Source organism: Microbacterium sp. 4NA327F11 (assembly GCF_005503465.1).
GTDB classification, from domain to species: domain Bacteria; phylum Actinomycetota; class Actinomycetes; order Actinomycetales; family Microbacteriaceae; genus Microbacterium; species Microbacterium ginsengisoli.
On sequence record NZ_SCOB01000034.1, the window covers coordinates 1 to 12447 of the forward strand.

Sequence of the window (12447 nt, forward strand, 5' to 3'; positions counted from 1 at the left end):
CTCCCCCTCTCCCCCACTTCCACCGAATCCACACGACCCCGCCGAATCCACGCGTCATGCCCGCGCGGGAGGTGTGGATTCGACGCGCGCGGGTGGATTCGACGGCGTCGACGAGGCGCACCCGCCGGCGTGCGCGACGTCATTTGTTGGCAATCTCGACAAAAGACTTGCGCGAAGTCCTCCGCTCTGAATAGTCTCCCTGTCGAGGCGCCGATCGAAGCGCTTCGAAGTCCTGACGATGGAGCAGAGATGGCGACGATCGACGACGTGGCGCGAGCCGCCGGCGTGTCCATCAGCACCGTCTCCTACGCCCTGAGCGGCAAGCGGCCCGTCGCGGTCGACACCCGGCGGCGCATCCAGGCTGCGATCGACGAACTCGGCTACCGCCCCAATGCCGGAGCCCGCATGCTCGCCGGCCGACGCACCCGCATCTTCGCACTCACCGAGCCGCTGCGCCTGGACACTCACGCGCCCACCCATATGGCGTTCGTGCTGGCGACCGCGATCGCGGCGCGGAAGGTCGACTACGACGTGCTGCTGCTCACCGACGCCGAGACCACCACGGGGATGCAGCGGGTCGCCGACAGCGCGCTCGCGGACGCGGTTCTGGTGCTCGACGTCGCGCCCGACGACGACCGGGTCGCGCTGGCGCGCCGAATCCCGGTGCCGAGCGTCTTCATCGGCGTGCCCGACGACCACGACGGACTCGTCTGCGTCGACCTGGACTTCGAGGCCGCGACCATCGAGGCGGTCGACCGTCTCGCGGCCCTCGGCCACCGGCGCATCGGCATGCTGGGGCATCCCGAAGTCTCGTACGACCGGTCGAACTTCCCTCCCCGCGTGCGCGAGGCCTTCCGGCGTCGCGCCGACGACCATGGGATCGCGCACGACTTCCGCCACACCGGTGTGGGCGCGACCTCCACTCCGGCGGTCCGCCAGGGCATCTCCGAGATGCTCGACGCCGGGGCGACGGCCATCCTCCTGCACTGCTCCGACACCTGCCACGTGATCGCACTCGCCGCGCTCGACGCGCGCGGCCTCGACGTTCCCACCGACATCTCCCTGATCTCGGTCGGATCCTCCTTCGACACGGCGACGCTCAGCACGCCGATCGACGCCCTCCCGCTGATTCCGGAGGAGTCCTGCGAGCGCGCGGTCGCGCTCGCGATGGCCTGCCTCGACGACGGGCGCTGTGCACCCGGCGTCCACCTCATCCCGCCGACCTATCGATCTCACGCCTCGATCGCCCCACCCCCTGCCGCCGCTCGTCGCGCGGGATGACGCCGCTCCGCCGAGCTGTGGCATCCGCGGTATCGAAGCGCTTCGACTCATCGTCCCTTCCACACACACCCGACCGATGACGGTCACCGAGAAAGGAGTGCCAACGATGGCACGCAGATCACACCTCACCGCGAAGCGGGCGGCCGCGGCCGTCGGCCTCGTCATGGCCGCCGGGCTCGTGCTCGCCGGCTGCTCCGGCGCCGGAAGCTCCGCCGCCACCGACTCGTCCAACACGCTCAAGCTCTGGGACTACGAGAGCGCGGACAGCGCGATGGGCAAGGGCTGGGCCGAGGCCGTGAAGATCTTCGAACAGGAGACCGGCGCCAAGGTCGAGTACGAGTCGAAGAGCTTCGAGCAGATTCGCTCCACGGCGAGCCAGGTGCTCAACTCCGACGAGGCTCCGGACGTCATGGAATACAACAAGGGCAACGCCACCGCCGGCCTGCTCGCGAGCCAGGGGCTGCTCACCGACATCTCCGGCGCGGTGAGCCAGTACGGCTGGGACAAGAAGCTCGCGTCGTCGCTGCAGACCACCGCCAAGTACGACGACAAGGGCATCATGGGCGGCGACAAGTGGTACGGCGTGCCCAACTACGGCGAGTTCGTGACCGTGTACTACAACAAGCAGATGTTCGCCGACGCCGGCCTGCAGGTGCCCACCACCTACGACGACTTCGTGAAGGTGCTCGACGCGTTCGTCGCCAAGGGCATCACCCCCCTCGCCGAGGCCGGTGCCGAATACCCGCTCGGCCAGCTCTGGTACCAGCTCGCCCTCAGCAAGGCCGACCGCAACTGGGTCAACGACTACCAGCTCTACAAGTCGCCCGTGGACTGGCAGGGCACGCAGATCAGCTACGCCACCGACACCCTCAAGCAGTACGTCGACAAGGGCTACATCTCCAAGGACGTCGCCGGGATGAAGGCGGAGGACGCCGGCACGGCGTTCATCGCCGGCAAGTACCCGATCTTCGTCTCCGGCAGCTGGTGGTACGGCCGCTTCACCTCGGAGATCAAGAACTACGACTGGGGCATCTTCCCCTTCCCCGGCTCCGACCTCAGCCTCGGATCCTCCGGCAACCTCTGGGTGGTTCCCGCGAACGCGAAGAACAAGGACCTCGCCTACAAGTTCATCGACATCACCATGCGCCCCGAGATCCAGGCGATCATCGGCAACAACGGTGGCGTACCCGTTGCGGCGAACCCCTCGGACATCACCGACGCAAAGAGCAAAGAGCTGATCTCGGCGTTCAACGCGATCACCGCCAAGGACGGGCTCGCGTTCTATCCCGACTGGCCGACGCCGACCTTCTACGACACCCTCGTCGCCCAACTGCAGAACCTGGTCAACGGGACGGATCCGTCGAAGGTGCAGTCCGCTCTCGGCAGCGAGTACGAGACGTACGCCTCGACGATGCGCTGACACCCCGGGGCGGGGCCGGTTCACCGGCCCCGCCCCCACCGACCCGAACCGCGAGAGACCCACCATGACCAGTGTTCCCTTCGTCCGGCGCGCCCGCGCTCGACGCCTTCCTCCCGACGAACCGCTCATCCCGCAGCGGGGCCGTGCCGGACGCGGTGCGTACTGGCTCTACCTCGTCCCCGGGCTCGTGCTCCTCACGGCGGTGATCATCATCCCGCTCGCCTGGAACGTCTACCTGAGCTTCACGACGTGGCGGGGGATCAAGCCCCCCGTGTGGGTGGGTCTCGCCAACTGGACGCGGCTGCTCGGCGATGAGAAGTTCTGGACGTCGTTCGGGAACAGCATCTGGATGATCGTCGCGATGGTCGTCCTCCCGACGATCATCGGGCTGGTGCTGGCGGCGTTGCTCTTCGACGTCATCGGGCGCAAGTTCGGCGGTCGACTCGCGAGCTTCCTGCGGGCCACCTACTACCTCCCGCAGATCCTGCCGGTCGCCATCGCCGGCATCGTGATCGGCTGGGTGCTGCGTCCGCAGGACGGCGCCCTGAACTCGCTGCTCGAGGCCGTCGGCCTCGGCGGCCTGACCCACGACTGGCTCGGCAGCCCCGACACGGCGCTGTGGGCCATCATGGCGGTGCTCGTCTGGGTGCAGATCGGCTACCCGGTCGTCGTGTTCATGGCGGCCCTCCAGCGCGTGGACCCCGAGCTGTACGAGGCTGCCGAGCTCGACGGCGCGAACTGGTTCCAGCGCTTCCGCGCGATCACCGTGAGCATCATCCGACCGGAGATCTACGTGGTCGCCCTCACCTGCACGATCGCCGCACTGAAGGTGTTCGGGCCCGTGTACGTGCTCACCCGCGGCGGGCCTGGAACGGCGACCATCGTGCCGTCGTACTACTCGTACAGCCAGTTCTTCCAGGCGCAGCAGGTCGGCTACGGCGCGACCATCGCCACCGCGCTCACCATCGTCATCGCGATCGTCGCGGTGCTGTTCATCCGGGCGCAGAACGCGTCCGAGCGCAAGGAACGGGCGGGACTCTGATGGCCGACACCATGACTCTCACGACGGGACGCACGGCGACCCGCCCGAGCCGTCGCCCTCGGCGCGCCAACCGTGCGCGCGGCGTCGACTGGCTGATGCTCGCGTTCGCGATCGTCGCGGCGCTGCTCATCATCGCGCCGTTCTACCTGATCCTCGTGAACTCGTTCAAGACGCCCGCCGATTACTCCAACGGCGGACCGCTCGCGTTCCCGACGCACATCTCGTTCGACGGTCTCGCCGCGTTCTGGCAGCGCGTGGACTTCCCGCAGAAGGTGTGGAACTCCGTGTTCATTTCGGGCATGGTCGCCGTGCTGGCCGTGCTGATCTCGGTGCTCAACGCCTTCGCGATCGGCATCGGCCGCGTGCGCGGACGCACGTGGATCGTGCTGCTGTTCCTCCTGGCCAACCTGCTGCCGCAGGAGGCGCTCCTCTACCCGCTGTACTACATGGCCAAGGCGGTGGGGCTGTACAACAACGTCTGGTCGGTCATCATCATCTTCACCGTGATCCAGGCGGCATTCGGCACCTACCTCCTGTCCGCGGTCTACGGCACCTTCCCCAAGGAAGTGCTCGAGGCCGCCGCGATGGACGGCGCCAGCCGGTGGCAGATCCTGTGGCGGGTCGTGTTCCCGATCAGCCGACCGACCCTGTCGGTGCTGCTCATCTTCTTCTTCATCTGGACGTGGAACGAGTTCCTCATCCCGCTCACATTCCTGGTGTCGAACGCGAACCAGACGGTGCCGGTCGCGATCAGCGTGCTGCAGGGCGATCGATTGATGGATGTCACCACGACGAGCGCGTCCGCACTGCTCGGCATCATCCCCACCCTCCTCTTCTTCCTCATCTTCCAGCGCACACTCACGCGCGGCATCACCGCAGGAGCAGTCAAGTAATGAAGTTCACCGACGGGTTCTGGCAGATGCGACCGGGAGTCGCTGCGCTCTACGCCCAGGAGGCCTATGAGATCGACCGCCGCGAGGACGGGGTCGACGGCGAAGCGCTCACCGTGCTCGCCCCGACCAAGGTGATCGAGCGGCGCGGCGATGTGCTGAACCGCCCGACGCTCACGGTGTCGCTCTCGTCGCCGCTGGAGGGGGTCGTGCGCGTGCGCGTCGAACACCACCGCGGCACGCCCGCGACGCCGGGCTTCCCGCTCCCGGGAGCGGGGCGCGCCGGCGCCGCACGCCTCACCGAAGACGGGGGCGAGCTGGTCACCGGCGACCTGCGGGCCCGGGTCGGGAGGGGTGCGTGGGATCTCTCGTTCGAGCTCGCGGGGCGCCGCCTGACCGGCAGCGGACATCGATCCCTGGCCTGGGTGCACACCGCGGCGGATGCCTCGATCGACCCGGGTCCCGTGGACGGGGCCGCCGCCGAGACCGGCGTGCCGCGTCGGCGTCACTTCATGCACGCGCAGCTCGACCTCGGCGTCGGCGAGCTCGTCTACGGCCTCGGCGAGCGCTTCGGGCCGCTCGTGAAGAACGGGCAGACGGTCGACATCTGGAACGCCGACGGCGGGACATCCAGCGAACAGGCCTATAAGAACGTGCCGTTCTACCTGAGCTCGGCCGGATACGGGGTCTTCGTGAACGACCCGGGTCACGTGTCCTTCGAGGTCGGCAGCGAGGCCGTCGAGCGCGTGCAGTTCTCGGTATCGGGTGAGGCGATCGAGTTCTTCGTGATCGCGGGGCCCACCCCCGCACAGGTTCTCGAACGGTACACCGCACTGACCGGCCGCCCGCCGATCGTTCCGGCATGGTCGTACGGCCTGTGGCTGTCGACATCCTTCACGACCGACTACGACGAGGCAACGGTCACGTCGTTCGTCGACGAGATGGCGCGGCGCGAGCTTCCCATCTCGGTCTTCCACTTCGACTGCTTCTGGATGCGCGAGTTCACCTGGTGCGACTTCCGGTGGGATGAGAGGGTGTTCCCCGATCCCGAGGGGATGCTGCGGCGACTCCACGACCGCGACCTCAAGGTGTGCGTGTGGATCAACCCCTACATCGCGCAGCACTCGGAGCTGTTCGAGGAGGGTGCTGCGCGGGGATTCCTCGTGCGCCGCCACGACGGCTCGGTGTGGCAGTGGGACATGTGGCAGGCCGGCATGGGGCTCGTCGACTTCACGAATCCCGACGCCGTCGCCTGGTACCAGTCGAAGCTCGAGGTGCTCCTCGGGCAGGGCGTCGACTGCGTGAAGACCGACTTCGGTGAGCGCATCCCGACGGATGTCGCGTGGTTCGACGGATCCGATCCGGAGCGCATGCACAACCTCTACGCCCAGCTGTACAACCGCGCCGTGCACGACGTGCTCGTGCGCGTGCGGGGAGAGGGCGAGGCGGTGCTGTTCGCCCGGTCGGGAACAGCCGGCGGCCAGGCGATGCCCGTGCACTGGGGCGGCGACAACACCTCGAGCTTCGTCTCGATGGCAGAGACGCTGCGCGGCGGCCTGTCGCTCGCGCTCAGCGGGTACGCGCACTGGAGCCATGACATCGGCGGGTTCGAAGGCACGCCCGAGCCGCTGGTGTTCAAGCGCTGGACCGCGTTCGGTCTGTTGTCGAGCCACAGCCGCTTCCACGGCTCCGAGTCCTACCGGGTGCCGTGGTCGTTCGACGAGGAGGCGGTGGAGGTGACGCGCGTCTTCACCCATCTGAAGATGCGGCTGATGCCGTATCTCTTCCAGCTCGGCATCGCCGCGGCGGCGACCGGCGCCCCCGTGATGCGCCCGCTCATCCTGGAGTTCCCCTACGACCCGGCCGTCGCCTACCTTGACCGCCAGTACATGCTCGGCGCTGATCTGCTCGTGGCCCCGGTGCTGTCCGCGTCGGGCGAGGTGGAGTTCTACCTTCCCGCCGGGCCGTGGACGCACCTACTCACCGGCGAGGTCGTCGAGGGCGGCGGCTGGCGTCGCGAAGTGCACGACGTCACGAGTCTCCCCCTCTACGTGCGGCCCGGAGCGGTGCTCCCCTGGGGCGCCCGCACCGACCGTCCCGATTACGACTACCTCGACGGCCTGCAGCTGCGGGTCTTCCCGGGCGGTTCGGGCATCGCGACGATCACCGTGACGACACCGGATGGGCGTGCGCAGAGTTTCGACGTCGACCGCACGGCGGTGACGGGATGACGCATCCGCTCGTCTTCCCGCCGGGATTCGTGTTCGGATCGGCGACCGCCGCCTACCAGGTCGAAGGCGGGGCGACCGACGCCGGTCGCGGACCGTCGATCTGGGACACGTTCAGCCGCACTCCGGGGAAGGTCTGGAACGGCGACACCGGCGATGTCGCGTGCGATCATCTGCACCGGTGGGAGAGCGACCTCGACCTCATGGCGGAACTGGGCCTGCGGGCCTATCGCTTCTCGATCTCGTGGCCTCGCGTGATTCCCGACGGGCGCGGCGCAGTGAACAACGCCGGACTCGATTTCTACTCGCGCCTCGTGGACGGGCTCCGAGCACGCGGCATCCGTCCCGTCGCGACGCTGTACCACTGGGACCTCCCCCAACCGCTGGAGGATGCCGGGGGCTGGCCGGTGCGCGAGACCGCGGAGGCGTTCGCGGAGTACGCGGCGGTCGTCGGCGCAGCGCTCGGCGACCGCGTCGACACGTTCACGACGTTGAACGAGCCCTGGTGCTCGGCCTACCTCGGCTACGGGCAAGGCGGGCACGCGCCCGGACGCACCGAGCCGGGGGCGGCGCTCGCCGCGGTGCATCATCTCAACCTGGCTCACGGACTCGGTGCGGCGGCCCTGCGCGCATCCTCGACCGCGGATCCCGACCTGTCGGTCACGCTCAACTTCCACGTGCTTCGCGGTGCCGGCGACGGCGCCGACGAGGCCGTGCGTCGCATCGACGCCCTCGCGAACCGCGCCTTCACCGGGCCCATGCTCCACGGGGAATACCCCGCGGATCTGCTGGCGGACACGTCCGCCGTGTCGGACTGGTCGTTCGTGAGGCCCGGCGATCTGGCACTCGTCCACCAGCCCCTGGACGTACTCGGGGTCAACTACTACTCGACGGCGACCGTGCGCCTATGGGACGGAGCCTCCCCCCGCCAGAGCAACGACGGGCACAAGGCCGCGGCGGGCGGGACCGCCTGGCCGGGCAGTGACGGCATCGTCGAGTTCGTCGAGCAACCCGGTCCTCACACGGCGATGGGCTGGAACATCGCGCCCGAAGGCCTGACGGAGCTGCTGCTCGCCCTGTCGGCCGAGTTCCCCGCGCAGCCGCTCATGGTCACCGAGAACGGCGCGGCTTTCGACGACGTCGTCTCGCCGGACGGCCGCGTCGACGACCCGCTGCGAGTGGACTACCTCGCACGGCACTTCGCGGCCGCGCGCGATGCCCTCGATGCGGGTGTCGATCTGCGCGGGTACTACGTGTGGTCGCTGCTCGACAACTTCGAGTGGGGATACGGCTACGCGAAGCGGTTCGGCATCGTGCACGTCGACTTCGAGACGCTCGCGCGCACGCCGAAATCGAGCGCGCTCTGGTACCGCGACCTCATCCGCTCGCAGCCCTGACACCCTCGCAGACGCCCTCGCTCTCGCCCTCGCTCTCGCCCTCACCCTCGCTGTCGCCCTCGAACGACGCCGAATCAACACCCCACCGCCGAGTCCACACGTCGGGCCCGCGAGGAACGCGTGGATTCGGCGGGCGAGCGTGGACTCGGCGGGGTGACGGCGAGAGGAGCGCGGCGAGCGCGCCGCGGGACGCGCAGAGCGCGGGCCGCGGCATCCTCACACCAGCGACTCGCGCCAGGCGGCGTGCAGCTTCGCGAACGTGCCGGTTCCCGCGATGAGGGCGGCGGGGGCGTCGTCCTCGATGATGCGGCCGTGCTCCATCACGAGCACCCGGTCGGCGATCGCGACCGTCGAGAGGCGGTGGGCGATGATGATCGCCGTGCGGTCGGCCAGCAGGGTCTGCAGGGCGTCCTGGATGAGGCGCTCCGATGGGATGTCGAGCGACGCCGTCGCCTCGTCGAGGATCAGAACCGCCGGGTTGGCGAGGAACGCGCGCGCGAACGAGATCAGCTGCCGCTGACCGGCCGAGACGCGACCGCCGCGCTTGTTCACGTCGGTGTCGTAGCCGTCCGGAAGCGACCGGATGAAGCCGTCGGCACCGACCGCGCGCGCCGCGGCACGGATCTCATCGATCGTCGCGTCGGGCTTGCCGAGCGCGATGTTGTCGGCGACCGTGCCGCTGAACAGGTACGCCTCCTGCGTGACCATCACGATCGCCCGGCGAAGGTCACCCTGCGACAGCGCACGCAGGTCGACACCGTCGAGCGTCACCGCTCCCCGAGTCGGGTCGTAGAAGCGCGAGATCAGCTTCGCCAGCGTCGACTTGCCGGCTCCCGTGGTGCCGACGAGCGCGATCGTCTGACCCGCCGGGATGTCGAGGGAGAAGTCCGGCAGGATGACGCGGCCGTTGCCGTACGCGAACTGCACCTCGTCGAACCGCACCGCACCGCGCGCGTTCGGCAGGGCGGTCGGCGTGGCGGGGTCGGGCACACTCGGCGACTCCTCGAGCACGCCTGACACCTTCTCGAGCGCCGCCGTGGCCGACTGGTAAGAGTTGAGGAACATCGCGACCTCTTCGAGCGGGCTGAAGAAGTTGCGGATGTAGAGCACGGCGGCCAGCAGCACACCGATCTCGAGGAAGCCGCCGGTCACGCGCACCGCACCCCACACCAGCACGACCGCCATCGTGACGTTCGCGAGCAGGATGAGACCCGGGTCGAGAACGCCGTACAGCTTCACGAGGCTGAGGTTCACGCGCCGGTAGTCGCTGGCGACCTCGGCGAACTCCTCGTCGTTGCGGCGTTCCTTGCGGAACGCCTTCACCGCGCGGATGCCGGTCATCGTCTCGACGAAGTGCACGATGAGACGGGCGCTCACGACGCGCGACTCGCGGAAGCCCTTCTGGGACTCGAGGTAGAACCAGCGCATGAGCAGCACGAGCGGGATGCCCATTGCGACGAGCACGAGCCCCGACTGCCAGTCGATCAGGAAGAGCGCCACCAGCGTGAAGATGCCGTAGAGCGCGCCCTGCACGAGCTGGTTCAGTCCGCCGTCGAGCAACTCGCGGATCGACTCCAGGTCGCTCGTCTGCCGCGAGATGATGCGACCCGAGGTGTACGTCTCGTGGAACTCGAGGCTGAGTCGCTGGGTGTGCCGGAAGATGCGGGTGCGCAGGTCCATGAGGATCGCCTGGGTGAGCCGAGCCGAGAGCACGACGAACCAGCCGATCAGCAGCGCGCCGCTGATGCCCGTGACGATGTAGACGGCGGTGACGGCGGCCGCCGGCATCCAATCGGCGTTCTGCAGCACCGCCGGCAGGGCGTTGTCGATGCCGTACGCGATGAGCGCGGGACCGAGCACGCGCAAGCCCGTCGAGGCGATGACGACGATCGCGGTGAGGCTCAGCAGTCCTTTCATCGGCGAGACGAGGGAGCCGAGCAGGCGCAGCGAACGGCGACGGATCGCCCGACTCTCGGCTGCGGTGTAGTCGTTGCGGTCTTCGCCCTGGGTGCCCTGCACGGTGGTGCTCATGCCCGCACCTCGCTCTCGCTCAGATCGATCGGACCGGTTTCGTCGTACCGATGGTCATCATCGGATGCCTCGCGCCGCTGCTCGCTCTCGATCTCGAGGCTCGAGATCACGAAGCGGTAGTGCTCGCTGTCGCGCAGCAGGTCGGAGTGGGTGCCGACCGCAGTGATGCGGCCGTCTTCCAGCACTGCGACCCGGTCGGCGAGCGCCACGGTCGAGGGACGGTGGGCGACGATCAGCGCGGTCGTGGTGGCCAGCACGCGACGCAGTGCCGCCTCGACCTTGGCCTCGGTCTCGACGTCGAGCGCCGAAAGCGGGTCGTCGAGCACGAGCACCGACGGCGCCGCCGCGACAGCGCGGGCGAGCGCGAGGCGCTGACGCTGACCGCCGGAGAGACTCAGACCCTCCTCGCCGACGGTCGTGTCGACGCCCTGCGGCAGGTCGTAGGCGAACTGGGCCTGCGCGATCTCGAGCGCTTCGGCGAGCACCGCCTCGGCCTCGGGGCTGCGCACGTCGAGATCGTCACGGCCGAGCAGCACGTTCTCGCGCACGGACGCCGAGAACAGCGTGGCATCCTCGAACGCCATCGCGATGTGGCGACGCAGCTCGTCGAGCCGCAGGTCGCGCACGTCGACGCCGTCGATCTCGACCGAGCCCCCGGTGACGTCGTACAGGCGTCCGGGCAGGGTCGTGAGCGTCGTCTTGCCGGAGCCGGTGAGTCCGACGAGCGCCATGGTCTCGCCGGGCTCGAGCTCGAGGTCGATGCCGTCGAGCAGATCGCGCTCGGTCGCCGGGGCATCCTGGTAGCGGAACCGCGCGCCGCGGAAGACGAGCCGCCCGCGCGGGTCGACGACCGTCGACGGCGTCTCGGGGTCGACGATCGTGTTCTCCTCGTCGAGCACCTCGAAGATGCGGTCGGTCGCTGTGCGCGTGTCGATGAGGAACGAGAACAGGAACCCGAGCGACTCGAGAGGCCACCGCAGCGCGGTCGCCATCGCGAAGAACGCGAACAGCTCGCCGACGCTCAGCTGACCTGAGCTGGCCAGCAGGATGCCGACCAGCAGGCAGAGCGCGAAGGCGACCATCGGCACGACCTCGAGCCAGAACCACAGGGTGCCGACTTCGCGGGCCTTGCCGAGCTCGGTCGCACGCAGCGACTCGACCTGACGGGTGAACTTCCGCAGGGCGTGGGGGCCACGGCCGAACGCCTTGAGCACGCGGATGCCGTGCACGCTCTCCTCGACCGCGGTGGCGAGGTCACCGGCCTGGTCCTGGCTGAGGCGTGCGAGACGGCCGTACTGCCGCTCGAACCGGAAGCCGAAGTACCACAGCGGCACCGAGACGACGAGGAAGGTGGTGCCGAGCGCCCAGTGCCAGTTGAACAGCAGCACCGCGCCGATGAGCACCGTCATGAGGTTCACGACGAGCAGGATCGAGCCGAACGCGAGCCACCGGCGCACGAGGTTGATGTCCTGCATCATGCGGCTGAGCAGCTGCCCCGACTGCCACCGGTCGTGGAAGGCGACGGGCAGACGCTGCAGGCGCCGGTAGAACTGCTGGCGGATCTCGAACTCGACACCGGTCGCCGGCGTCAGCACGAACGCGCGGCGCAGGAACACGAACAGCGCCTCGAGCACGCCGAGGGCGAGCACCCCGAGCGACGCCCAGATGATGAGGGCGATGTTGGCCTGCGCGATCGGCCCGTCGACGGTGATCTGGAGCACGATCGGAATGACGAGGCTCACGATCGCCGCACCGAGCGCGGACGCGAAGCCGGCCGCGAGGCGCGGGAGCACCGGACGGGCGAAGGGGATGAGGCGCGCGAGCGCGCGCAGGGTGGAGAGCTGTTCCTGGGGTCGCTGAGTCATGGTGATGCTGTGTGTCGTGTGGGGGGAGGTCCGCCGAGTGGCGAGCCCTCCAGCTTATTCCCAGCTTCTCCGGAGCGCAACGCTGGCGTGTCGCCGCGGATTCCCGCGGGTGCCGGCGCGGCGCGAGCCGTGGCATCCACAGCCTGCCGCGCACCCTCCGCGCCGCGCACTCCCCCGCCCGATCTCCGCCACCGAATCCACACGTTGTCGCCGAATCCACGCCATAGCGACGTCGGCGGCGCGTTGATTCGGCGACAACGTGTGGATTCGGTGGCGGAGATCGGGCGGGGGAG

At 68.8% G+C, this 12447-nt stretch carries 8 protein-coding genes; 6 read left to right on the forward strand and 2 right to left on the reverse strand.

Annotated features, from left to right (window positions below):
* The first annotated feature begins 249 nt into the window (after nt 1-249).
* The 6 genes from FFS51_RS13850 to FFS51_RS13875 all read left to right on the forward strand — a co-directional run bounded on the left by FFS51_RS13850 (nt 250) and on the right by FFS51_RS13875 (nt 8258).
* A complete protein-coding gene (locus FFS51_RS13850; protein ID WP_137878698.1) occupies nt 250-1281 on the forward strand; it encodes a LacI family DNA-binding transcriptional regulator in 1032 nt (343 codons plus the stop codon).
* A 106-nt stretch (nt 1282-1387) separates the two neighbouring features.
* Complete coding sequence (locus FFS51_RS13855) at nt 1388-2701, forward strand: ABC transporter substrate-binding protein (RefSeq protein ID WP_137878699.1); 1314 nt, start codon at nt 1388-1390, stop codon at nt 2699-2701.
* Between the two features lie 64 nt (nt 2702-2765).
* A complete protein-coding gene (locus tag FFS51_RS13860; RefSeq protein WP_045245917.1) occupies nt 2766-3743 on the forward strand; it encodes a carbohydrate ABC transporter permease in 978 nt (325 codons plus the stop codon).
* Nucleotides 3743-4636, forward strand: coding sequence for a carbohydrate ABC transporter permease (locus FFS51_RS13865; protein WP_137878700.1), 894 nt, complete (start codon nt 3743-3745; stop codon nt 4634-4636). The genes FFS51_RS13860 and FFS51_RS13865 overlap by 1 nt, the downstream gene beginning before the upstream one ends.
* Nucleotides 4636-6864 carry an alpha-xylosidase gene (gene yicI / locus FFS51_RS13870; RefSeq protein ID WP_137878701.1) on the forward strand — a complete coding sequence of 743 codons (2229 nt, stop codon included), beginning with the start codon at nt 4636-4638 and terminating at the stop codon, nt 6862-6864. Before FFS51_RS13865 ends, yicI begins: the two co-directional genes overlap by 1 nt.
* Entirely contained in the window at nt 6861-8258 is a 1398-nt protein-coding gene (locus FFS51_RS13875) for a glycoside hydrolase family 1 protein (protein ID WP_137878702.1), read from the forward strand. The genes yicI and FFS51_RS13875 overlap by 4 nt, the downstream gene beginning before the upstream one ends.
* Before the next feature lie 216 nt (nt 8259-8474).
* Here FFS51_RS13875 and FFS51_RS13880 read toward each other — a convergent pair whose 3' ends face one another.
* Together FFS51_RS13880 and FFS51_RS13885 are read right to left on the reverse strand one after the other, a co-directional pair.
* The gene (locus FFS51_RS13880; protein WP_137878703.1) at nt 8475-10289 is read right to left on the reverse strand and encodes an ABC transporter ATP-binding protein; all 1815 of its coding nucleotides are present in this window, start codon (nt 10287-10289) and stop codon (nt 8475-8477) included.
* Nucleotides 10286-12154, reverse strand: coding sequence for an ABC transporter ATP-binding protein (locus tag FFS51_RS13885; protein WP_137878704.1), 1869 nt, complete (start codon nt 12152-12154; stop codon nt 10286-10288). The genes FFS51_RS13880 and FFS51_RS13885 overlap by 4 nt, the downstream gene beginning before the upstream one ends.
* Nucleotides 12155-12447 lie beyond the last annotated feature (293 nt).